Source organism: Polynucleobacter sp. IMCC 30228 (assembly GCF_021395205.1).
In the GTDB taxonomy this organism is placed as follows: Bacteria; Pseudomonadota; Gammaproteobacteria; order Burkholderiales; family Burkholderiaceae; genus Polynucleobacter.
Genome location: NZ_JAJVCS010000002.1, coordinates 330,981 through 353,428 on the forward strand (window position 1 = coordinate 330,981; position 22,448 = coordinate 353,428).

At 43.9% G+C, this 22,448-nt stretch carries 21 protein-coding genes; 14 read left to right on the plus strand and 7 right to left on the minus strand.

The genetic code is table 11. The features are described 5' to 3' along the window. The first annotated feature begins 2 nt into the window (after positions 1-2). Positions 3-479: a transcription elongation factor GreA gene (gene greA, locus LZT21_RS05465; protein ID WP_233924021.1), complete on the plus strand. Its 477-nt coding sequence runs from the start codon at positions 3-5 to the stop codon at positions 477-479. 12 nt (positions 480-491) lie between these two features. Then, positions 492-995: a DUF4149 domain-containing protein gene (locus LZT21_RS05470; protein WP_233924022.1), complete on the plus strand. Its 504-nt coding sequence runs from the start codon at positions 492-494 to the stop codon at positions 993-995. 38 nt (positions 996-1,033) lie between these two features. Here the strand turns inward: LZT21_RS05470 and LZT21_RS05475 are convergent, their stop codons facing one another. Continuing rightward, the gene (locus LZT21_RS05475) at positions 1,034-1,588 is read right to left on the minus strand and encodes a YhbY family RNA-binding protein (protein WP_233924023.1); all 555 of its coding nucleotides are present in this window, start codon (positions 1,586-1,588) and stop codon (positions 1,034-1,036) included. Between the two features lie 74 nt (positions 1,589-1,662). On the opposite strand from LZT21_RS05475, the gene LZT21_RS05480 reads away from it, so the two are divergent. The 10 genes from LZT21_RS05480 (at position 1,663) to phoB (ending at position 12,061) form a co-directional block, all read left to right on the plus strand. After that, positions 1,663-2,352, plus strand: a complete 690-nt coding sequence (locus LZT21_RS05480) for an RlmE family RNA methyltransferase (protein ID WP_233989733.1) — start codon at positions 1,663-1,665, stop codon at positions 2,350-2,352. A 167-nt stretch (positions 2,353-2,519) separates the two neighbouring features. Then, on the plus strand, positions 2,520-4,403 hold the full coding sequence (ftsH, locus tag LZT21_RS05485; RefSeq protein ID WP_233989735.1) for an ATP-dependent zinc metalloprotease FtsH: 1,884 nt from the start codon (positions 2,520-2,522) through the stop codon (positions 4,401-4,403). Between the two features lie 17 nt (positions 4,404-4,420). Next, positions 4,421-5,275, plus strand: coding sequence for a dihydropteroate synthase (folP, locus tag LZT21_RS05490; protein WP_233924026.1), 855 nt, complete (start codon positions 4,421-4,423; stop codon positions 5,273-5,275). Positions 5,276-5,282: 7 nt separating this feature from the next. Continuing rightward, a complete protein-coding gene (gene glmM, locus LZT21_RS05495; protein ID WP_233936337.1) occupies positions 5,283-6,629 on the plus strand; it encodes a phosphoglucosamine mutase in 1,347 nt (448 codons plus the stop codon). A 165-nt stretch (positions 6,630-6,794) separates the two neighbouring features. After that, positions 6,795-7,829, plus strand: a complete 1,035-nt coding sequence (gene pstS, locus LZT21_RS05500) for a phosphate ABC transporter substrate-binding protein PstS (RefSeq protein WP_233989737.1) — start codon at positions 6,795-6,797, stop codon at positions 7,827-7,829. 56 nt (positions 7,830-7,885) lie between these two features. Then, the gene (pstC, locus tag LZT21_RS05505) at positions 7,886-8,875 is read left to right on the plus strand and encodes a phosphate ABC transporter permease subunit PstC (protein WP_233924029.1); all 990 of its coding nucleotides are present in this window, start codon (positions 7,886-7,888) and stop codon (positions 8,873-8,875) included. Beyond that, positions 8,872-9,738 carry a phosphate ABC transporter permease PstA gene (gene pstA / locus LZT21_RS05510; RefSeq protein ID WP_233989738.1) on the plus strand — a complete coding sequence of 289 codons (867 nt, stop codon included), beginning with the start codon at positions 8,872-8,874 and terminating at the stop codon, positions 9,736-9,738. The genes pstC and pstA overlap by 4 nt, the downstream gene beginning before the upstream one ends. Positions 9,739-9,743: 5 nt before the next feature. Beyond that, positions 9,744-10,592, plus strand: a complete 849-nt coding sequence (gene pstB, locus LZT21_RS05515) for a phosphate ABC transporter ATP-binding protein PstB (protein ID WP_233989740.1) — start codon at positions 9,744-9,746, stop codon at positions 10,590-10,592. A 12-nt stretch (positions 10,593-10,604) separates the two neighbouring features. Continuing rightward, a complete protein-coding gene (phoU, locus tag LZT21_RS05520) occupies positions 10,605-11,309 on the plus strand; it encodes a phosphate signaling complex protein PhoU (protein ID WP_233924031.1) in 705 nt (234 codons plus the stop codon). A 38-nt stretch (positions 11,310-11,347) separates the two neighbouring features. Next, on the plus strand, positions 11,348-12,061 hold the full coding sequence (gene phoB, locus LZT21_RS05525) for a phosphate regulon transcriptional regulator PhoB (protein WP_233924032.1): 714 nt from the start codon (positions 11,348-11,350) through the stop codon (positions 12,059-12,061). Positions 12,062-12,079: 18 nt separating this feature from the next. On the opposite strand, the gene LZT21_RS05530 is transcribed toward phoB, so the two are convergent. Then, positions 12,080-13,051: a hypothetical protein gene (locus tag LZT21_RS05530; protein WP_233989742.1), complete on the minus strand. Its 972-nt coding sequence runs from the start codon at positions 13,049-13,051 to the stop codon at positions 12,080-12,082. A 50-nt stretch (positions 13,052-13,101) separates the two neighbouring features. On the opposite strand from LZT21_RS05530, the gene phoR reads away from it, so the two are divergent. Continuing rightward, a complete protein-coding gene (gene phoR, locus LZT21_RS05535) occupies positions 13,102-14,403 on the plus strand; it encodes a phosphate regulon sensor histidine kinase PhoR (RefSeq protein ID WP_233924034.1) in 1,302 nt (433 codons plus the stop codon). Here the strand turns inward: phoR and ppk2 (LZT21_RS05540) are convergent. From ppk2 (LZT21_RS05540) to ppk1, 4 genes are all read right to left on the minus strand, one after another. Next, positions 14,400-15,293 carry a polyphosphate kinase 2 gene (gene ppk2, locus LZT21_RS05540; protein ID WP_233924035.1) on the minus strand — a complete coding sequence of 298 codons (894 nt, stop codon included), beginning with the start codon at positions 15,291-15,293 and terminating at the stop codon, positions 14,400-14,402. The genes phoR and ppk2 (LZT21_RS05540) overlap by 4 nt on opposite strands. A 103-nt stretch (positions 15,294-15,396) precedes the next feature. Continuing rightward, on the minus strand, positions 15,397-16,188 hold the full coding sequence (ppk2, locus tag LZT21_RS05545; RefSeq protein ID WP_233936364.1) for a polyphosphate kinase 2: 792 nt from the start codon (positions 16,186-16,188) through the stop codon (positions 15,397-15,399). Between the two features lie 18 nt (positions 16,189-16,206). Then, positions 16,207-17,715: a CHAD domain-containing protein gene (locus LZT21_RS05550; RefSeq protein ID WP_233989744.1), complete on the minus strand. Its 1,509-nt coding sequence runs from the start codon at positions 17,713-17,715 to the stop codon at positions 16,207-16,209. Positions 17,716-17,747: 32 nt separating this feature from the next. Beyond that, positions 17,748-19,841 carry a polyphosphate kinase 1 gene (ppk1, locus tag LZT21_RS05555; protein WP_233989746.1) on the minus strand — a complete coding sequence of 698 codons (2,094 nt, stop codon included), beginning with the start codon at positions 19,839-19,841 and terminating at the stop codon, positions 17,748-17,750. Between the two features lie 163 nt (positions 19,842-20,004). On the opposite strand from ppk1, the gene LZT21_RS05560 reads away from it, so the two are divergent. Further along, positions 20,005-21,462 (plus strand): Ppx/GppA phosphatase family protein, encoded by a 1,458-nt coding sequence (locus LZT21_RS05560; protein ID WP_233936446.1) that lies wholly within the window; start codon positions 20,005-20,007, stop codon positions 21,460-21,462. A gap of 28 nt (positions 21,463-21,490) precedes the next feature. Here LZT21_RS05560 and LZT21_RS05565 read toward each other — a convergent pair whose 3' ends face one another. Further along, positions 21,491-22,420 carry a GNAT family N-acetyltransferase gene (locus tag LZT21_RS05565; protein WP_233936387.1) on the minus strand — a complete coding sequence of 310 codons (930 nt, stop codon included), beginning with the start codon at positions 22,418-22,420 and terminating at the stop codon, positions 21,491-21,493. Positions 22,421-22,448: the final 28 nt, after the last annotated feature.

The following is a 22,448-nucleotide window of genomic DNA, read 5'->3' on the forward strand; positions in this document are numbered from 1 at the left end:
TTATGAGCACAATTCCATTAACTAAGCTTGGCGCGCAACTTTTGAAAGAAGAGCTGCAGCGCTTGAAGCACGTCGAGCGCCCAGCGGTGATTAACGCAATTTCAGAAGCCCGTGCCCAAGGCGATCTTTCTGAAAATGCCGAGTACGATGCCGCAAAAGAAAAGCAAGGTTTTATTGAGGGTCGGATTCAAGATCTGGAAAGTAAATTAGCCGCCGCCCAAATTATTGATCCTGCTACCTTAGACGTCAATGGGCAAGTTGTTTTTGGAGCCACGGTCGATTTAGAAGATTTAGAAAATGGCACGAAGTTTACCTACCAAATTGTGGGTGATGATGAGGCTGATATCGCGGTCAATAAAATTTCTATTAGCTCACCTATTGCGCGGGCTTTAATCAGCAAGGAAGAGGGCGACGTGGTTAAAGTGCAAGCGCCTGGCGGCAATCGCGAAGTTGAAATTTTAGCTGTACGGTATATTTAATTTATTTCAGCTATGCCGATGGTCGAAGTGGTACCAGTAAATTCAAGCTATGCTGGTGCACGGCGCCTATTCATGATACTTAGCAATTTATGGGTTGGCAGTATATTAACCGTCGGTTACTTGGTCGCTCCAACCATTTTTTCTCAACTCTTTGATCGGCAAGCCGCTGGCATGATGGCTGGCGCAATTTTCCGGGTCGAGGCTTATGTAAGTTTGGTGACATCTGTAGGGCTTTTGGTTTTTGCCAATTTACTGATCAATCGCGGCTTGAATCAATTTCGTCTCGTTCGCTGGTTATTACTAGGCATGCTGATTTGTACTTTATGCGCGACATTTATTCTCATTCCTTGGTTAGAAATGATACGCGATCAGGCTTTACAGCAGGGTATGCCAGTGATGCTTTCACCATCAGCTACTTTATTTAGTAGGCTTCATGGCATGTCGAGCATTTTATTTTTATGCCAAAGTGTTTTGGGTTTAGTCTTGGTATGGCGGTTGAGTGGAAAAGCGGAATAGATTCAGCTAAACCAATAAACTCAGCTAAACCATTTGTATTACCCCAATAATTTTTTCTTAGTACTGCTTTGGCGCACTTTGCGCCGCTTAGGGTTTGGTGCTGGCGCGCTTAATTTGCGCGAGGTGTAGCCTGCCGAAGTCCAGCCAATTTTAGATTCACGTACCGGCGCTTTCGAGCCTTTGCCAACTGTTTTTGGTGGCGTGCTGACTTTTTTGCTTGCGGTCTTGCGCGTTGTCTTGAGCGCAGTTCGTGGGGCTTGAATTTTTTTCTTGGTCTTTTTAGCCGAGCGTGCAAAAGCTTCATCTTCTGCGGCAGTAGGTTTGGGGCGCCAGACTACGAATAGTTTGCCAATCTGTTGTACTGGGGCTGCGTGCAAAGCGTCGCAAAGCTTGGCGTACATCTCGGCACGTAATTCACGATCATCGCCCAGCACCCGAATTTTAATCAGCTCATGGCTTTTAAGTGCCAATTGCGCTTCTTTGATGACGTTGGCACTCAAGCCAGCATTGCCAATCATGACAACAGGATTAAGATCATGGGCTTTGGCTTTAAGCGATTTGCGTTGGGCAGGGGTAATGGTTAATTTAGTCATAGCTTGCGATGATAGTGCATTCGAAATTACACGCATTTGCACTGCTACAAAGAAATCAGCGAAAATAGCCCATCGTGGCAAAAAATAAATTTAATAAAAGCTGGTTACAAGATCATTTAAATGATCCCTATGTAAAGATGGCCCAAAAAGATGGCTATCGCGCACGGGCGGTATATAAGCTTAAAGAAATTGACGAGCAAGATCATTTAATTAAAGCAGGTATGGTGGTCATCGATTTAGGTAGTGCTCCAGGCAGCTGGTCTCAATACGTGCGTACCCGCTTAGTTGAGCTAGGTAAAAGCAATCCCAAAATTGAGTCGGGCAAGCCGGACGGCTGCATCATTGCCATTGATTTGCTGCCCATGGAAGCCATTGCTGATGTTAGTTTTATCGAAGGAGATTTTCGTGAAGACGTGGGAATTGCTGCCGTTACTGCTTTGCTACCGGGGGGAGTGGATAGCAAGGTTGACTTGGTACTGTCTGATATGGCGCCCAATTTATCAGGGGTAGGGGTTGCCGATGCTGCCCGCATGGCGTATTTGGCTGAATTAGCCCTTGATTTTGCCGTGGCACGCTTAAAGCCCGATGGTGCTCTATTGATTAAAAGCTTTCATGGCAGTGGCTACAGCCAAATTGTCGAGGCTTTTAAAAAGGTCTTTAAAACCGTAACCCCTCGAAAGCCTAAGGCCTCGCGGGATAAATCGGCCGAAACCTTTCTCTTGGGTCGAAATTTAAAGCCTACCGCTCTATCCTCAGGGACTTAGGGCTTGATTAACCCTAATAACAACAGTAGTTTATTGGATTTATTTGTTCTCAGCCCTTGAATATAGGGAGTAGTAGAATCATATACATAGGGTATTCATGGGGTTTACGGTGTTTATTGGGGTTTTATAGGTTTTTACTCCCGAATTAATTCGGCAAAGGTGTGCATTTGAATAGCAATATGTTCCAGAAAATTGGGGTTTGGCTCATTGTGGGTCTGGTTTTATTCACCGTTTTCAAGCAATTTGATAAGCCGCGCTCACAAGAGCAGGTTACTTACTCGCAATTTATGGATGACGCCAAGGGCGGCAAAATTAAACGCGTGGATGTACAAGGCCGCACCCTTCAAGTAACGCCTAGCGATGGTGTTAAGTATTCGATTATTTCGCCTGGCGATATTTGGATGGTAGGCGACTTGATGAAGTTTGGCGTGCAAGTAACCGGTAAAGCGGAAGATGAGCCAAATTTATTGGTATCTGCTTTGTATTACCTCGGACCCACTTTATTGATTATTGGTTTTTGGTTTTTTATGATGCGCCAAATGCAAGGTGGCGGCAAGGGCGGTGCCTTTTCTTTCGGTAAATCGAAGGCGCGCTTGATTGATGAAAATAGCAATACCGTGACCTTCAATGATGTGGCGGGTTGTGATGAGGCCAAAGAAGAAGTATCTGAATTAGTCGATTTCTTAAAAGACCCGCAAAAATTTCAAAAACTGGGTGGGCGAATTCCGCATGGTGTGTTATTGGTTGGCCCTCCGGGTACAGGTAAAACCTTATTAGCGCGCGCCATTGCTGGTGAAGCTAAGGTACCGTTCTTTTCGATTTCGGGTTCCGACTTTGTGGAAATGTTTGTTGGTGTGGGCGCATCGCGTGTGCGCGATATGTTTGATAACGCCAAAAAACATTCACCATGCATTATTTTTATTGATGAAATTGATGCCGTTGGTCGCCATCGTGGTGCTGGTATGGGCGGTGGTAACGATGAGCGCGAACAAACCCTCAATCAAATGTTAGTTGAAATGGATGGCTTTGAGAGTAATAGCGGCGTAATTGTCGTTGCTGCGACTAATCGCTCAGATGTGCTCGATCGGGCCTTATTGCGTCCAGGTCGTTTCGATCGCCAAGTACACGTTGGCTTGCCGGACATTCGGGGCCGTGAACAAATTTTGCAAGTACATATGCGCAAAGTACCGATTAACCCCGATGTCGATGCAGCAGTAATTGCGCGTGGCACTCCCGGATTTTCTGGTGCCGATTTAGCGAACCTGGTGAATGAGTCGGCTTTATTTGCTGCGCGCCGTAATAAACGCTCAGTTGATATGCAAGACTTCGAAGACGCTAAAGACAAAATTTATATGGGTCCCGAACGTAAATCGGCAGTTATGCGTGAAGAAGAGCGGCGCAATACGGCTTATCACGAATCGGGTCACGCAGTGGTGGCGAAAACCTTGCCCAAAGCCGATCCAGTGCATAAAGTCACGATCATGCCGCGCGGTATGGCTTTAGGCGTTACTTGGCAGTTGCCTGAGTTTGATCGCATTAATATGTATAAAGATCGGATGTTGGAAGAGCTGGCTATTTTGTTTGGTGGCCGTGCCGCCGAAGAGGTTTTCTTACACTCGATGAGTACTGGGGCCTCAAATGACTTTGAGCGCGCGACAAAACTGGCGCGTGATATGGTGACGCGTTATGGCATGAGCGATAGCTTGGGCACCATGGTCTATGTTGATACCGAACAAGACAATATGTTTGGGCGCATGAATGTGAAAACGGTTTCTGAAGAGACGCAGCAAAAAGTCGATGCTGAAATACGTACCCTCATCGATACGCAGTACGGTGTAGCCAAAGCGATATTGGAGCAAAATCGCGAAAAAGTAGAAGCCATGGTAGTTGCTTTGTTGGAATGGGAAACCTTAGATGCTGAGCAAATTAATGACATCATGGCAGGTCGTCCACCACGGGCACCTAAGCCACCCCCAATTACCAGCGCTTTTGGAAACTCAGCTGGTGGGGCGCCAGGTCCTACAGCTGATAATGCCCCAGCACCAGCTTAAGAAATAATTACGCTGTAATGTACGTGCAAAATCTGCCCACGGCTTGGCGCTGTGGGCGTTTTCTTTTTGACTGGCAGAAACGCATGCGTCCTTTAGTCATGGGGATTCTGAATGCGACACCCGATTCATTTTCAGATGGGGGGCGTTTTGCTAGTCGTGATGCCGCTTTGCGTCAAGCTGAGCATATGATTACCAGTGGCGTTGACATTATTGATATTGGTGGCGAATCAACCCGCCCTGGTGCTGAAGCGGTGCCAGTAGATATTGAGCTTGAGCGGGTACTGCCCATCATTGAAGCATTGCGCGATTGTGGCACCGCCCTATCAATCGATACCTATAAGCCACAAACCATGCTAGAGGCCTTAAAGCTAGGTGTCGATTGCGTAAACGATGTCTGGGCTCTGCGCCAACCGGGGGCATTAGAAGTGGTTCATCAAGCAGGCTGTGGCGTGGTGCTAATGCATATGCAACGCGACCCGCAAACCATGCAATTTAATCCTGAATATTTAGATGTTGTTACAGATGTGAGATTATTTTTAGCCGAACGGGCCAAAGAAGTAGAGGCAGCAGGGGTTAGTACTGAGCAAATTATTCTCGATCCTGGCTTTGGTTTTGGTAAAAGCCTTGAGCATAATTTACGCATGTTACGCGAATTTGGCTCATTTACCGAGTTAGGGTACCCAGTTTTATTGGGCATTTCCCGTAAATCGATGCTGGGTAAAATTAGCGGCAAGGAAGTGCATGAGCGCTTAGCCCCCGGCATTGCTGCGACGATTATGGCGGTTGAGCAGGGCGCAGCGCTGGTTCGCACTCACGATGTACCAGAAACCTTTGATGCACTTCGCTTATGGGAAGCGGCGCGGGTTTTATAATCAATCTATGAAAAAGAAATATTTCGGTACCGATGGTATTCGTGGAGAAGTAGGGCAATTTCCTATCGTCCCTGAATTTGTGATGCGCTTGGGCTATGCTACTGGCAAGGTGCTTAGTCGTGATCTTGCGCCAGGCGAGCGTTGTTCCGTTTTAATTGGTAAAGATACGCGAATTTCTGGTTATTTACTCGAGGCCGCTCTTGAAGCAGGCTTTTCTGCTGCTGGTGTCGATGTCAGTTTATGCGGCCCTATGCCTACCCCTGCTGTTGCCTATTTAACGAATGCCTTACGCCTTTCAGCAGGCATTGTTATTTCGGCTTCGCATAATCTTTATCAAGATAATGGCATTAAATTTTTCTCTGCCCAGGGCGACAAAATATCGGATGAGTTTGAATTGGCAATTGAAGCCCTATTAGAAGAGCCGATGGGGTGCGTTAGCTCAGAGCATTTAGGAAGGGCATTTAGACTACGCGATGCAGCTGGTCGTTATATTGAATTTTGTAAGTCGACCTTTCCTAATCATTTGAATTTGCGCGGTATGAAAATTGTGGTCGACTGTGCTAATGGTGCTGCTTACGATGTAGCTCCGAATGTCTTTCATGAATTAGGCGCAGAAGTGATTTCTATTGGCATTGAGCCTAATGGTCGCAATATTAATGATCGTTGTGGCGCGACTGCACCGGCTGCTTTAATCGCCAAGGTGCGCGAGACCGGCGCTGATATTGGCATTGCCCTTGATGGTGATGCCGATCGCTTGCAAATGGTCGATGCTAGTGGGCGCCTCTTTAATGGCGATGAGTTACTTTATGTCTTGGCCAAGGATCGGCTTGAGCGGGGTATGCAGGTCGGTGGGGTGGTTGGAACCCTTATGACAAACTTAGCCGTAGAAAATGCCCTGCGGACTTTGGGCCTTGATTTTGAGCGAGCGCAAGTTGGCGATCGTTATGTTTTAGAGCAGCTAAAACAAAAAAAATGGCTCTTAGGCGGGGAAGGTTCGGGCCATTTGCTCTGTTTAGATCACCATACTACTGGCGATGGCACGATTGCAGCTTTGCAGGTTTTGGCAGCGATGCGGCAAAAGAAACAAAGCTTGGCTCAATTACTGAGTGCGGTATCAATTTTCCCGCAGGTACTGATCAATATTCGCACCCCAGCCAATTACCGCTGGCAAGACGATACGCAACTACAGGCGAAGATTGCTGCAACTGAGGCTGCCTTGGGTCAGCGTGGGCGAGTTTTAATCCGCCCCTCGGGTACCGAGCCGGTTTTACGGGTCATGGTGGAGGCGCAAGATGCTTCTCTGGCGCAAAGTAGCGCTGAACAGATTGCTGCTGTAGTGCCTAAGGCAAGCTAAAAAATATTTTAAGATGAAACGATAAATAACTGATTTATATATCTATTTATCGATTGAAGCAATTTTGTTTTGGCTGTCATAAAAAGGTCATATAGAAGTCTTATGCTCACTGAGAAGATTCAATCTCATCTGCTCACTTAAGCTCTTCTAAAGGACTAATTAATAATGAATGTTTTGCTCAAAAAAGCCATCACAGTAGGTGCAGTGGTTTCTGCCACCGCCTTTTCAGTGCCTGTTTTCGCGCTTGATATCACTGGCGCCGGCGCAACCTTTCCTTACCCTGTCTACGCGAAATGGGCCGAAGCGTATAAAGCAAAAACCGGCAACGGCATGAACTACCAGTCAATTGGTTCGGGTGGCGGTATTAAGCAAATCAAGGCTAAAACCGTTGACTTTGGCGCAACTGACAACCCTGTTGCATTTGAAGAGCTAGAAAAAGATGGCATGGTGCAGTTTCCAGCCATTATTGGCGGTGTAGTGCCAGTAATTAACGTCGAAGGTGTGAAGTCGGGTCAAATTAAATTGGATGGCCCCACTTTAGCGGATATTTTTCAAGGCAATATTAGCAATTGGAACGATAAGCGCATTGCCATTATGAATCCAGGAGTAAAAATTCCTGCAGGTGACATTACTGTGATTACCCGTGCCGATGGTTCAGGCACTACCGCAATTTTTACGGACTATTTAGCCAAGACTAGTAAGCTTTGGAAAGATGCTGTAGGTTCGGGCTCTTCTGTAAAGTGGCCCGCAGCGTCTACCGTTGGCGGCAAGGGTAATGAAGGCGTTGCCGCTAATGTATCCAGAGTAAAAAATTCGATTGGTTATGTGGAGTACGCTTATGCTAAGAAAAATAACTTAACTTATATTGCCTTGAAAAATGTAGCAGGGCAGTATGTTGAGCCAGACGATGAAACTTTTGCCGCCGCTGCAGCCGGAACCGATTGGGCGAAGATTCCAGGAATGGGCACTTTTATTACCAATGCACCTGGCGCAAAATCATGGCCTATCACTGGCGCCTCTTTTATTTTGGTATACAAAAATCCTGAGAATAAAGCCAATGCAGCTGAAGTTTTGAAGTTCTTTGATTATGCTTTTAAAGATGGCAAGAAAATGGCTACAGACTTAGAGTATGTACCTTTGCCAGATGCCACTACCGACTTTATTCGTAAGAATGTGTTTACTAAAGTGCAAACAAAGTAACGGAAGATTACAGGCTAGTATTTAATCCATAATTCATTAATTGAGGCGATGACGTAATGCATTTAGCGGCTTTAAATTCAGCAATGCCTTCTAGTCGGGCAATTAGAGTCGCTAAATTGCAGCGCGTACAAGACTTTTTGTTTCATCGTGTGACTCAATTTTTTGCCATGCTCGTTTTATTTGCATTGTTAGGAATTATTGCCTCGTTGCTAATTAATGCTTGGCCAGCTTTACATGAATTTGGTTTTGGTTTTTTTATTGATCCAGAGTGGGATATTGGTAAAGATAAATTTGGTGGGTTAATTGCTATTTATGGCACGGTTGTCACGTCGCTGATTGCTTTGTTAATAGCCGTTCCTCTGAGCTTCGGCATTGCTGTTTTTTTAACTGAAATCTGTCCAGGGTATTTGCGGCGACCCTTAGGTACGGCAGTAGAATTATTGGCCGCAGTACCGTCGATTATTTACGGGATGTTTGGCCTCTTTGTTTTTGCGCCGATTTTTGCCGACTATATCGAGCCTGCACTTGCAGCAACTTTGGGGAAAATTCCACTGATTGGTCTTCTTTTTTCAGGGCCAGCTAATGGAATTGGCATGTTATGCGCTGGTTTAATTTTAGCCATGATGATTTTGCCTTTTATTGCCTCGGTTATGCGCGATGTATTTGAAATCGTGCCCCCAGTGATTAAAGAATCGGCTTATGGCATTGGTTGCACTACCTGGGAAGTTGTTAGTAAAATTGTTTTTCCGTATACCAAGGCTGGTGTAATTGGCGGCATTATGTTGGGGCTAGGGCGGGCACTCGGCGAGACTATGGCCGTTACTTTTGTTATCGGTAATGCCCTGCGTTTATCACCATCCTTATTTGCGCCAGGTAGTTCAATTGCCTCTACCTTAGCCAATCAATTCGGTGAGGCCGCCCCGGGCTTGCATTTTTCATCCCTATTTGCATTGGGTTTGGCGCTATTTGTGATTACTTTTATTGTCTTGGCGCTGGCCAAATGGATGTTAGCGCGCATGGAAGAAAAGCAAGGGCTAAAGTCATGAATCAAGTTAATCACATTAATCAGGCAGTATTTGCGGTGCGTAAGCGTACCAATGCCATTGGCCTATTTTTATCGATGGCGGCCATGGCCCTAGGCATGTTATTTTTATTATGGATCTTAAGTATTTTATTTATTAAAGGATTTTCGGCAATTAATTGGGCTATGTTCACTGCCAGCACACCTGCTCCAGGATCGGAGGGAGGTGGTTTGGCTAATGCAATTGTCGGAAGCATGATGCTGATTGGTTGCTGTACCCTAATTAGCACCCCAATTGGTGTTTTGGCTGGCCTGTATCTGGCGGAATATGGTGATCGAAGCAAAGTTGCCGGTATTACCCGTTTTGTTACCGACATTATGCTGTCTGCCCCATCCATTGTTATTGGTCTTTTTGTCTATGCTTTAGTGGTGGCTCAAGTGCGCCATTTTTCAGGCTGGGCCGGTACGATTGCTTTGGCTTTAATTGCAATACCTGTAGTGGTAAGAACAACTGAGAATATGTTGCAGCTGGTACCCGGCAGTTTACGAGAGGCCGCCTATGCTTTAGGCACACCTAAATGGAAGGTGGCTTTTTGGATTACCTTACGAGCGGCAAAAAGCGGGGTCATCACGGGTATTTTACTGGCACTAGCCCGCATCAGCGGAGAAACCGCACCCTTACTATTTACGGCGTTGAATAATCAATTCTTTTCGACCAATATGAATGCCCCAATGGCCAATTTGCCAGTGGTAATTTTCCAATTCGCGATGAGCCCATACGATAATTGGGTGAGCTTAGCGTGGGGCGGCTCACTTTTAATTACCTTTGCGGTTTTAGGGCTTAATATCTTAGCTCGAGTCGTATTTAGGGAAAAGGTACAAGGATGAAAAGTATGCGAACCGTTTTTAATGCCAACCAAAATCAAGAGGCACAGATTTTGACTGATACCCTGATCGACAATTTAACCGAGACAAATTCTTTTATTTTGACTAATGCACTTGAAATTAAGAATCTAAATTTTTTTTATGGCTCTTATCAAGGCTTAAAAAATATTAATCTCAATATTCAAGAGCAGAAGGTAACTGCATTTATTGGTCCCTCGGGTTGCGGCAAGTCAACTCTATTACGCTCAATTAATCGTATGTACGACCTTTACCCCGGTCAACGCGCTGAAGGTGAAATTCTATTTTATGGAGCAAATATTCTTGCCCCGAAGCAAGATCTCAATTTATTGCGCTCACGGATTGGAATGGTTTTTCAAAAGCCAACCCCATTTCCAATGTCGATTTATGAAAATATTGCTTTTGGTGTACGTCTCTACGAAAAACTTTCGAAGGCTGAGATGGATGAGCGGGTTGAATGGGCCCTCAAGAAAGCAGCATTATGGGGTGAGGCAAAAGATAAATTGAAGCAAAGCGGCTTATCGCTTTCGGGCGGTCAGCAGCAGCGTTTATGTATCGCTCGTGGTGTCGCAGTTAAGCCAGCAGTATTATTACTCGATGAGCCCACATCTGCCTTAGATCCAATTTCCACAGGGAAAATTGAAGAGCTTATTAATGAATTGAAAAATGAGTACACCATTGCAATTGTGACTCACAATATGCAGCAAGCAGCCCGCGTATCAGATTTCACGGCTTATATGTACTTAGGGGAATTGGTTGAATTTGGTAAAACTGATGAAATTTTTATTAAACCCAAGCGGAAAGAAACAGAAGATTACATTACGGGCCGATTTGGCTAATTAAGAGGGCATATGCCAGATAAACACCTTTCGTCGCAATTCGATTCGGATCTAAATTCGCTCTGTAGCAAGTTATTAGAAATGGGCGGTATGGTTGAATCACAAACCTCTACTGCCATGCGCGCATTTACTGAAATGGATTTAGAAATTTGTAATCAAGTTATTGAACGTGAAAAAGCGGTCAACGATTTTGAAATTGAAGTCGATTCTGCTTGTACAGAAATTATTGCCCGCCGTCAGCCGACGGCACGAGATTTGCGCTTAGTGATGGCAGTTTCTAAGGCAATTACAAATTTAGAGCGTGCTGGTGATGAAGCTGAGCGAGTTGCAAAACGTACTAAACGTATTATTGAGTCGGGCCTTAACCATAATATTAATGTGGCGGAAATTAAATTATCAGGACAAATGGCTATTTCATTATTGCGGCGTAGCTTGGATGCATTTGCACGCTTAGATACTATTGCAGCGGCAGAAGTGGTAAAAGAAGACAAGCAAATTGACGAAGAATTTCGCGCCTTTGTGCGCAAATTAATCGTCTATATGATGGAAGATCCCAGCTTAATTACTACGGGCCTTGATATGTTGACGATAGCTAAAGCAATCGAACGCATTGGTGATCACTCTAAAAATATTGCTGAATTTGTGATTTATATTGTTAAGGGTGCTGATGTACGCCATCTTCCTCATGCAGATTTAGTGCGTGAAGTTCATCGGTAAGCAAAACTAAATTGTTTAATTCGAGTGCGTAGTATCTTATGGGTATAAAGATCTTAATTATTGAAGACGAGCCAGCAATTGCTGAATTAATTGCAATTAATTTAGTTCACGCAGGTTATGAGGTAGAGCGAGCGTTTCAGGCCGATCAAGCTGTACTGATGATGAAAGAGGCTATGCCAGATTTACTCGTTCTGGATTGGATGTTGCCAGGCAAATCGGGCGTGCAATTTGCTAAAGAGTTGCGAAGTAACCCCAAGACTATTGCGCTGCCCATCTTAATGCTAACGGCTAAAAGTGAAGAAGCGGATAAGGTTTTAGGCCTTGATGCTGGAGCTGATGATTATGTAACTAAGCCCTTTTCGCCAAAGGAATTAATTGCTCGAGTTAAAGCAATCTTACGCAGACAACTACCGTCTACTGATGAAGTACCCCTCACTGTAGGGCCGTTGAAGTTAGATCCTGTAGCCCATCGTTTAATGGCAACCTCACCTCATTCCGAGCCGCAAGCTATTGCTTTAGGGCCAACTGAATTTCGTTTATTACAATTTTTAATGTCGAATCCAGAGCGGGTTCATTCTCGTTCGGTTCTACTCGATCGAGTATGGGGTAATGAGGTCTATATCGAAGAGCGCACTGTAGATGTGCATATCAAACGCTTGCGAGCGGCATTGGCTTTCACCGAGTGTGATCACTTCATTGAAACTGTGCGGGGTAGCGGTTATCGAGTTACTAAAAACCCAATCCAGAATTAGCTTGGATGCTAAGGTAACTTACTTACTTCGCGCAGAATTAGAAAATTCACTGTTCCTTTTAACTATTAAAGGCCGAAAGCTAAATGGGGAATTTTGCCTAGCATCTACTGTAATTTCGAGCGCTTGAATCTCTTCCTCTCCCATTAATTCAACCCGAATAACATTTTCTAACACATATTTTTGATCACTTGTCTTTAGTGGCTGATCAATTCTTAAGCGATGGGTATCACCATGAATCAAGAGTACTGCATTGCTAAACTTCTCAGCATGGGAAGATAGACTAAGAACAGTATCGCGATAGCCATTTGCTAAATCATCAGATTGAATCTGGCCCGTAAACATATCGGCTTGAAAAGCAAAAATAATCCCAGTTAATTTTTTTTCCGTAGCCAATTGAAAAGTGTAATTAATCCAGGCTAAATTGGCTTCGTTGCGTTTAAAATATTCCTTGACAGCCAAAATATTTCTCTCAAAATCATTATTCGATCCAGGGATATTTAAACTCACAAAAAGAAATTGATCCTGAATCCAGTATGAATTTTCAACATAAAGCTTAAAGTCACTCATGACATCAGCTTGTCGTATTAAGGTCAGGGTGTTTTTACCTAAGCTTTGATTTGAGCTAAAGAATTTTTTTCTAATACTAGCAAGACGTTCAATTGGATCGTACGAGCCCGATAATGGGCGATAACAGTCGGTCCATTCATTATCGCCAATACTATAAATTACTGGGGCTTCATAGCGTTTAAAAAAACTTGCAATTTTTTCAGTGGCAGCATCGCTACACGGTGTTTCACTTGATTTAGTATCGCCAACAAATAGGCTAAATTTAGGGTGAGATTGATTAATCGCTTGAATAAGGTTGAGGTAGCGGTACTCATCATTCGCGTTGTTGTAGGGCATGTCGCCAAGCGCCACAAAACGAAATGATTCCCCGTGGGCAAGACCCATCAGCAATAGATTAAGCACAATTGCATGTATAAATTTCATTTATAAGTCGTATTCTAGACCGCTTTCCTAAATCCCACTAAGATAGCGGTATGGTTGCAATCCTTTTCCGTTTTATTTTTCTCCTAATCCTAGCAATTATTGCATTTGGGGTAGGTAAGTCATTTTTTAGCGAGCAAGTCGGCTTAGGTATTGCACTCGCAATAGTAGGTCTGCCATTAGCTTATTCCTATATTAATTTAGCCCGTCTGCGTAAATATATTATGCAAGGTGAGATTGAAAATCTACCCTCTACGAGTGGCAAATGGGAAGATGTGTTATTTCGCCTACAACGTTTTTTACGTGGGCAACGCCAACAATTACATCAAATTGAGGCGCAGCATGAGCGCTTTATTCAAGCCTTCCAAGCCTCACCAAATGGCATCGTCATGCTTGATGATCGTGATCAAATTGAATGGTGTAATGCGATTGCTGAAAGTTATTTTGGCTTAAATTTTAAGCGTGATGCTTTACAGCAAATCAATTATTTAATTCGTCGCCCTGAATTTGTCCGCTACTTAAGTCAACGTAATTTTGATGAGCCCCTATTAATTGAGCAAATGGGCCAAGCAAGCAATTTAACGCTGCTGCTGCAGCTTTTTCCTTTTTCCGAAAACCGCCATTTACTATTTGCTCAAGATATAACTGACTTGCGCAAAACCGAGGCTATGCGGCGCGATTTTGTTGCTAATGTTTCTCATGAGATGAGAACCCCATTAACGGTTATGTTAGGTTTTTTAGAAACAGTACTTAATTTAGATTTAGATGAGGTGCAAAGAACTCGCTACCTAGAGATGATGCAATTGCAGGCAAAGCGCATGCAGAGCTTAGTTGAAGATTTGCTAACTCTAGCCAATCTTGAGGCTAATTTGCAACCGCCTATTTTACAAGCCATTGATATGCCAGCGCTCATGGCTTTATTAAAAAATGATGCTGAAGCCTTATCTCAAGGTAAACATATTTTTGAATTTAGTTGCGATCAAGGCCATGATTTATTGGGCAATCAAAAGGAATTACTTTCCGCATTTAGTAATCTAGTGGCTAATGCTGTGCACTATACGCCTGAAGGGGGAAAAATAAAGATTTCCTTGGTGGTCAACGAAGTTGGTCAAGGAGTTTTTTCTGTTGAAGATACTGGTCCAGGTATTTCGGCAGAACATTTACCTCGCCTAACTGAGCGTTTTTATCGAGTAGACCGTAGTCGATCGAGGGAAACTGGAGGTACTGGGTTAGGTTTGGCGATCGTGAAGCACATTGCAAACCGCTATCAGGCACAACTACTTATTACTAGCGTACCAGGTAAGGGCAGCACCTTTTCTCTACAAATTCCTACCCAAAGGGTAGTAACTATTTAGTAGATTTTAGGGATATACATCGAGTCTGGAATCGGGTCGCGAGTGTAGTCGGCATTGTGCACTCGCTTGGGCAAGATAATTGGTGCGTGCTCAATTGCTTGATAGGGAATTTGTTGCAGGAAATGATGGATACAATTTAGGCGGGCTTTTTTCTTGTCGTTTCCGGCTACTATCCACCATGGTGCTTCAGGAATATGCGTGCGTTCAATCATGGTCTCTTTTGCCTTGGTATAGGCTTCCCATAGTCGCCGCGACTCTAAATCCATGGGGCTTAATTTCCATTGTTTTAATGGATCATGAATACGGGTCATAAAGCGCAAATGTTGCTCATCATCAGTAATTGAAAACCAATATTTAATTAGAATAATTCCCGAGCGAACTAGCATTTTTTCAAACTCTGGTACAGAGCGAAAGAACTCTTCATACTCTGCATCATTACAAAACCCCATTACTCGCTCAACTCCTGCACGGTTATACCAACTGCGATCGAAGAGAACTATTTCACCAGCAGCAGGTAAATTGCTGATGTAGCGCTGAAAATACCATTGCGATCGCTCCCGCTCGCTTGGGGCTGATAACGCAACTACTCGACATACTCTAGGGTTAAGGCGTTGGGTAAAGCGTTTAATCGCACCACCTTTGCCGGCTGCATCACGACCCTCAAATAGCACAACTACTTTTAATTGATTCAGCACTACCCAGTCTTGCAATTTAATTAATTCACTTTGCAGGCGAATGAGCTCTGTAAAATAATATCGACGGGCCTTGCGCTCATCGGGGGTGAGAGGATTTGGGTTATGTCGGTCATCATCAAGCTCCATTTCAAGCTCTTCATCAAAGCTATCCATTAACTCTTCTTGAGCACGGCGGTAAAGGTCGGATTCGTTCATAGGGGAAGATATGGGTGGCATTAAGCTGTGTTTGGGGGGCAATTGATAAGTCAATTCTTATATTTAATTATGACATTAATATGACAGCTAACTTTAGCCCCATTTAGGGCTCTAATCGCGGGAGTTGTGGGGAATTGCTTGGCCATTGCACCACAATTTGTGGGTCAAATTTCAAAATTTTCTTATTTTTATTGGGGTAGCTTAGTGTCGATAAGAGATGTTGAATTAGGTTAATGCGCGCTATTTTTTTGTCATTAGCCCGAATCACAGTCCACGGCGCAGCGCTATTATTCGTTTTTTTCAGCATTGCATCGCGCGCTTTGCTATAGGCTAGCCATTTTTTTTGCGCCTGCTGATCAATAGGACTCGTTTTCCATTGTTTCAGCGGGTCTTTGATGCGATCTAGCAAACGCTCTGCCTGTTCTTTTTTAGATATATCCAAATAGTATTTAATTAACTTGATGCCAGAGCCTACTAACATAGCCTCGAAGCCATTTACCGTTTTCATAAATTCAAGATACTCTTTTTCAGTGCAAAACCCCATGACATGCTCAACGCCTGCGCGGTTATACCAACTACGATTAAACAAGGCGAATTCACCTTTGCTGGGTAACTGCGCTACGTAGCGTTCGAAGTACCATTCGCCGGTTTCTCGATCGGACGGTTTACCTAGCGCAACAATCCGAGTTTCTCTAGGGCTCAAATGTTCAGCGATGCGCTTAATGCTGCCGTCTTTACCTGCGCCATCGCGGCCCTCAAAAATAACTAGAATACGTTCGCCATTTTTAATGAAGTGACGTTGCAACTTAACGAGTTCAATTTGTAATAAATAAAGTTCAGCCTCGTAATCTAATTTTTTATTTTTTACTTTTTTGACGGGAGATTTAAATTTCATCACGGTTAGTTTACAAAGTTACCAGATTTTTTTTAAGCTATATAGCGATTTAAGGTTTTCATTACTTTGCTCGCGTACCCGATTTTGTTCTGCACTTAACCAGCCCATGGCAAACCAATGTTGAGAATGTTTTTCTACGCTTGGCCCTAACTCATGAATCGCCACGCAGATGTCGTTATAGTTACCCAAACTTTCTAGGGCAGTAGCCATCACCTTCAGGTATTTGCTACGTTTATTACGCTGACAAAAATCTCCAAAAAACTCAAGCGAGTAACGTAAAAATTTTAATTTTTTGCGTAAACGATGACGCTTGAGATCGTCGATAGTTTTAAAGTGAGCGGCTTGTTTTTTGGTATCACGGAAGGTGCTATCGAGCATGGCAATAATCCGTTTTTTTAATAGGCTGTTAGGCAGGCTAGACTCCACATTATGATTTCCAAGGGCGATGATGGCCAATAGTAGTTCTTGAAATGGCTTCGCACGTAAAAATGTACTAGGATGTTTTTGCGGTGGCATAATTTCTAATTGAATGGCGGGACCTTTCGAGGCCTTTAAGGCAGGACTTAACTTTTCAGCAATAAAATTGCTATCTCGATATGTGCCTAGTAATTGGAATACCTGCTCGAGTGTTTGAATTTGCAGTTCGGTCATATAGGTATGATTCAGCGCTAAAATTTTCAAAGCCGATTTAAAGCGCCGTAAACCCACTCTAAGCTGGTGTAAATGCTCATCATAAAGATTAATACCTGCATTTATTTCACTTAAATTTGGCAAAATTTGCGCTAAACAGGATTGCACAATGGTGGAAATAATTTCAGTATCGCTTGGCTTGGAATTAGCAAAATGGGCTAACTCCGCCCGCACCGGTGGGATGGATTGAATACCATTAGCCAAGGTAAAGCCTTGTTGAGCTTTGCCCCGCGTATCAATAGAGGCGCCAAATCGCTTCACCATCATTAATGCGTGGGCAATGACCGCACTGCGTTGCCCACTTAAGAGTTCAATTTCGAGCTCCATTACGGGCACTGTTTTTTCTGTGCCTTGGGAATCAAATGCTTTAATTTGACCAAGATCAAGCGCATATTCAACCAAGCCGTTGCGCGCCTTAAGGTGGGCCTTGCGACGCCATATATCGGTGGAATACCGTACTGCTAAGCCCTCTGCCGAGGTATTAACCAGCGCCTTCATTAGTACGGCTCCAGCAGGATGCTCGGCGTGGGCAGCTAAGGACCATGCTGGAATACCACCCCCGCGATGGGGTACCACTATTTCATGTTCAAGCCGGGCAAAGTTGCTTGAGGTGCCTGTTTTAAGGGTCTGCACCCATTGACGGCCTTCTTTGCGCAGCCGCAAAGCAATGCCAGCACGGGCTAAGCGAAAGTCGTCAGTATCTATATAAGCAGCTTGCAAGTGTTGCCGCTTCAGGGCACCTTTGCTACGAAGAAATTTTTCAATTGCCGGCAGTTTTTCGGCTGGAAAGACGAGTTTTAGCTCGAATTCTTGATGGTCTTGATGCAATGAATCCATATTGGTGCATTCTAACTCGCAAACATGACAAACTAGGAATTGGAAAATTGAGCCATCAGGACATTTTGGCCAATAATGGGTTTTTGCTTGGCCTTGGCATGCAGTTGTTGGTAACTGCCGTCGGAGTTCATTTGCCACGCAGAGGCATTATCAGAAAGTAGAACTTTTAAGCCTTCTTGAATGACTTTTTGTTTTAAAAAAGCATCTTTAATTGGAAATGCCACCTCAACGCGGCGTAAAAGATTACGCTCCATCCAATCAGCACTAGATAAATAGACTAATTCATTACCGCTATGATAAAAATAATAAATGCGATGATGTTCTAAAAATCTGCCAATAATCGACCGTACTTGAATATTGTCGGATAAACCTTTTACACCTGGCTTAAGGGCGCACACACCCCGAACAATAAGTTCAATTTTGACACCCGCTTGAGAGGCCTTATACAACTCTTCAATGATAGTGGGCTCTAATAGGGCATTCATTTTTGCTATGATCAGGGCTTTTTTTCCATCCCGTGCAGCACGTGCTTCAGTGCGTATCAGTTTAATCAGTTCGCTTAAGAGAGTAAATGGGGCCTCAAGCAGTTCCTTGGTTTTGGATTGCAAGCCAGTGCCCGTTAACTGCTGAAAAAGTTGATGAGCATCGCTTGTCATATCGGGATTGCAGGTCATCAGACCAAAGTCAGTGTACAGTTTTGCCGTGCGGGGATGGTAGTTACCGGTGCCCAAATGAACGTAGCGTTGTAAGATATATTTTGGTGCCGCTTTACTCGAACTAGAATTGATACTGGGTATGATTTCGCGGCGCACGATTAACAACATTTTAGCGTGGCATTTATGACCCACCACGCCGTAAACTACGTGCGCGCCCACGGATTCCAGTTTAGATGCCCAATTAATATTGGTTTGCTCATCAAAGCGCGCTAAGAGCTCGAGCACTACAGTAACTTCTTTACCATTGCGAGCCGCTTCCATCAGCGCCTCCATTACGGGTGATTCATCACCTGTGCGGTAAACCGTTTGTTTAATGGCTAAGACATCTGGGTCTTGGGCAGCTTCCCGCAGTAATTGCAAAACCGGCTCAAAACTCTCGTAAGGATGATGTAACAAAATATCACCCTGATGAATTTTATGAAAGAGCGACTCATCAGGAATAGCTTTTAATACGGCAGCTTGATAAATCGGAAATTTTAAATTCGGCCGCTCGATGAAATCGGGTATTTGCGAGAGTCGTACTAAATTAACGGGCCCATTAACGCGGTAACAATCTGTTACTTCTAATTGAGTGGATAGGCGCAGGAATTCTAATAATTCGCTCGGGGTATCTGCTGATACTTCCAGCCGTACTGCATCCCCCAAATGGCGGGTTGGCAGTTCGCCTTGCAAGGCTTCGCGTAAATCAGTAGCCTCATCATCTGAGACAAATAATTCTGAATTTCGTGTTACTCGAAAGGCATGAGCTTGTAAAATAGTTAAGCCTGGAAAAAGTTCAGCTACAAAGGATTGCACCAAAGCAGAAAGCAAGACAAAAGAATAATCACAATCAGAAATTCGCTTAGGAATTTGAATAACTCGAGGTAAAGCACGCGGCGCCTGAACTACGGCTAAGTTGGCATCACGACCAAAGGCATCTTTACCAGTTAAAGACACAATAAAATTTAAACTTTTATTCCCAACACGTGGAAAAGGATGCGCGGGATCGAGAGCAATTGGAGTTAGGAGAGGTAGTATTTCTGCACGAAAAAAATCGTTGGCCCAACGACGTTGCTGCACTGTCCAATCTTCGCCCCTTAAGAAACGGATACCAGCGGTTGCCAATTGGGGAATAATGATTTTTTGATAAATCTCATATTGGCGGGCGACCAAGTGATGGGAATATTCAGCCACCCGTTGGTAGCAATCTTGAATCGTTAGGCCATCTGGCTCAAGTTTAAGGGGCTGGCTTAATAGCTGTTCTTTAAGCCCCGAAACCCGCACTTCAAAAAACTCATCTAAATTATTAGAAACAATGCTTAAAAAGCGCAAGCGCTCAAGTAATGGGTTTTGGGGGTCTTCAGCCTGTGATAAGACCCGTGAATTGAATTCCAGAATACCGATTTCACGGTTGAGAAGGGGGGTCACCATATTTTTTGGTTATATTTCATTAATGTGTCACTTTTATTTCATAATATAAGCTTATCTCTTATTTTTCACTGGTTTAGCTCTTTTGCCCACTTCCCCTAATATTTCTACCCCGCTGGGCTCTAATCTAATCGCTGCAGTTGATTTAGGCTCAAATAGCTTTCGTATGTTGGTGGCTCAGCCAATTAATACCTCCTCTGGCACCCAATTACGCCCAATTGATACCTTGCGTGAATCTGTAAAATTAGCCGCGGGTTTAACCGAAAATAAATTATTAGGTCACGATGCTTACCAGCGGGGCCTCAATGCAATTCATCGATTTGGTGAGCGCTTGCGCGGCTTTGATCCCAGCAAAGTCAGGGCAGTTGCAACCAACACTTTACGGGTGGCACGTAATTCAGCAAACTTCATTGCTGATGCGGAGCAGGCTTTAGGGTTTCCAATTGAAGTGATTGCTGGGGTTGAGGAGGCGCGCTTAATTTATATTGGCGCCTCACATGAAGCTTCAGCTGTGCAGGGCAATCGCTTGGTGGTAGATATTGGGGGTGGTTCAACCGAATTTATTATTGGCGCGGGTTATGACCCGCAACTTTTAGAAAGTCTTTATATTGGCTGTGTATCGCATAGCATGCAATTTTTCCCTAAGGGGGCAATTGATGCGCACGCTTTTAAGGAAGCTGAATTAGCCGCTCAACGTGAAATTCAGGTGATCTCAGGTGCCTTTTTAAAAGCAGGCTGGCGACAGGCAGTTGGCTCTTCCGGCACCGCTAGAGCTTTAGCCGACTTAATTATAGAAAATAATTTAAATGACAAAGTTAACCACCCTGAAGGCTTAATTACACGAGAAGGCTTAAAACAACTTAAAAAGCTTTTACTCCAATTTGATAATGTTGGTGAAGTTGAATTACTTGGTCTTAAAGATGATCGGCGTTTAGTTTTACTTGGCGGGCTGTCGATTATGTTGGCAGTATTTAATGAGCTAGGAATTGATTCGATGGAAGTAACCGACGGCTCCTTACGCATCGGGGTACTCTATGATTTACTAGGTCGTGCTCAGCATCACGATATGCGCTTTGTAACCGTTGAGCAATTTATGCAGCGCTATACTGTTGATCGAAACCAGGCACAGCGAGTTGGTAAATTGGCTACCGATTTTTTAGAGCAGTTACCCAAGCCGAACCTAGAAAATCGCAGTGATAATTTGGCGCTAATAGAGTGGACTGCTAATTTACATGAAATTGGTTTATCGATTTCGCATAACGGCTACCATCGGCACTCTGCATATATTGCGGGTAATGCCGACATGCCTGGCTTTTCGAAAAAAGATCAAGCGCGCCTAGCAACCTTACTATTGGGTCATACGGGTAAGCTAGGAAAATTAGCGACTAGTGAGGGTTTTTTAGATTGGCGCATGCTCTTTAGTTTGCGCTTGGCTCACGTGTTAAGTCGGGGACGAATCGATGCCGATTTACCGGCTGTTAAAGTTTCACTCGAAGATGATGGATTTGTTGTGAGCTTACCCAAAGCTTGGGCTAATGACCATCCTTTAACTGAATTTAGTTTAAAAAAAGAAGCTTTAGAATGGGAGCGTATTGGCCGTAGTTATCGAATTAAATTGAAATAAAAACTAGCCAAGTAAAAGTCAACTATTCTTAGCTGCCAAAGAAGTGCTTTGCATAACGTGGGTTAATTTCATTAAGGCGCAAAATGGTGAGCACATCTGCGGTATTGAATTGAGGGTCCCAAGCCGGGGCACTACAAATTTTGGCGCCTAGCTTTAAGTAGCCTTTAATTAGCGGTGGCGGTTCGACCTCTAAGCCGCCATTTAATCGCTCTAAAGGTAGCGGAACATGAGGAAATGCATGATTTTCAATTGGCGCCATCTGTTCATTTTTTAATGAATTGAATAAGCTCGCAGCAAAATGACCGCCATCCGCCATTGGGATGCTGGCACAGCCCAACATAATTTCATATTGATGTAATTGCATGTATTGGGCTAGACCGCTCCACAAAGCCATAATGACTGCGCCAGAGCGGTAATCAGCATGTACACAAGAACGTCCTACCTCAACTAATTTAGGGCGTAAATGATTCAACCGAGTGAGATCAAATTCGGAGTCGGAATAAAGGCGTCCGATTTCCTGTGCTTTATGGGGCGGTAAAACACGGTAAGTACCAACCACCTGAAGGCTTTCTTGATCGCGTATCAGTAGGTGCTCGCAATACGCATCGAACTCATCGATATCTAGACCCGTGCTATTAGGAGACAATTGCGCACCCATCTCCTCAGCAAATACTGAATAACGTAAGCGCTGGGCCTCACCTATTTCTTGTGAGTTGATGGCCCATGAAATTTGTAGCGTAGGCTTTTTTGATTTTACTGATTTTATATTGGGCTCAAGGATTTCAACTTGAGCTAATAGAGATGCTCGCGATTTAAGAGCAAACTTCTTACCAAATAGTTTTTTTGCAATCTTTTTAGAAAAGATCTTTTTTAGGGGCTTTAATTTTTTCCCCCACCTTGCTTTATCGAAAACAATTAGACTATCTAAATGAATAAATGGATTTGGAACTTCTTTCATAAGAAAAATCTTTCAATATTTAGTCGAA

Excerpts from the sequence above, each read along its gene's own strand:
- pstC (WP_233924029.1), top strand. The coding sequence starts at position 7,886 with ATGCATTTAGCGGCTTTAAATTCAGCAATGCCTTCTAGTCGGGCAATT.
- LZT21_RS05530 (WP_233989742.1), bottom strand. The coding sequence starts at position 13,051 with ATGAAATTTATACATGCAATTGTGCTTAATCTATTGCTGATGGGTCTT.
- LZT21_RS05550 (WP_233989744.1), bottom strand. The coding sequence starts at position 17,715 with ATGGATTCATTGCATCAAGACCATCAAGAATTCGAGCTAAAACTCGTC.
- LZT21_RS05560 (WP_233936446.1), top strand. The coding sequence starts at position 20,005 with ATGTTGGTGGCTCAGCCAATTAATACCTCCTCTGGCACCCAATTACGC.
- phoU (WP_233924031.1), top strand. The coding sequence starts at position 10,605 with ATGCCAGATAAACACCTTTCGTCGCAATTCGATTCGGATCTAAATTCG.
- phoB (WP_233924032.1), top strand. The coding sequence starts at position 11,348 with ATGGGTATAAAGATCTTAATTATTGAAGACGAGCCAGCAATTGCTGAA.
- greA (WP_233924021.1), top strand. The coding sequence starts at position 3 with ATGAGCACAATTCCATTAACTAAGCTTGGCGCGCAACTTTTGAAAGAA.
- LZT21_RS05565 (WP_233936387.1), bottom strand. The coding sequence starts at position 22,420 with ATGAAAGAAGTTCCAAATCCATTTATTCATTTAGATAGTCTAATTGTT.
- LZT21_RS05470 (WP_233924022.1), top strand. The coding sequence starts at position 492 with ATGCCGATGGTCGAAGTGGTACCAGTAAATTCAAGCTATGCTGGTGCA.
- ppk1 (WP_233989746.1), bottom strand. The coding sequence starts at position 19,841 with ATGGTGACCCCCCTTCTCAACCGTGAAATCGGTATTCTGGAATTCAAT.
- pstS (WP_233989737.1), top strand. The coding sequence starts at position 6,795 with ATGAATGTTTTGCTCAAAAAAGCCATCACAGTAGGTGCAGTGGTTTCT.
- phoR (WP_233924034.1), top strand. The coding sequence starts at position 13,102 with ATGGTTGCAATCCTTTTCCGTTTTATTTTTCTCCTAATCCTAGCAATT.
- pstA (WP_233989738.1), top strand. The coding sequence starts at position 8,872 with ATGAATCAAGTTAATCACATTAATCAGGCAGTATTTGCGGTGCGTAAG.
- pstB (WP_233989740.1), top strand. The coding sequence starts at position 9,744 with ATGCGAACCGTTTTTAATGCCAACCAAAATCAAGAGGCACAGATTTTG.
- ppk2 (WP_233936364.1), bottom strand. The coding sequence starts at position 16,188 with ATGAAATTTAAATCTCCCGTCAAAAAAGTAAAAAATAAAAAATTAGAT.
- folP (WP_233924026.1), top strand. The coding sequence starts at position 4,421 with ATGTACGTGCAAAATCTGCCCACGGCTTGGCGCTGTGGGCGTTTTCTT.
- ppk2 (WP_233924035.1), bottom strand. The coding sequence starts at position 15,293 with ATGAACGAATCCGACCTTTACCGCCGTGCTCAAGAAGAGTTAATGGAT.
- LZT21_RS05475 (WP_233924023.1), bottom strand. The coding sequence starts at position 1,588 with ATGACTAAATTAACCATTACCCCTGCCCAACGCAAATCGCTTAAAGCC.
- glmM (WP_233936337.1), top strand. The coding sequence starts at position 5,283 with ATGAAAAAGAAATATTTCGGTACCGATGGTATTCGTGGAGAAGTAGGG.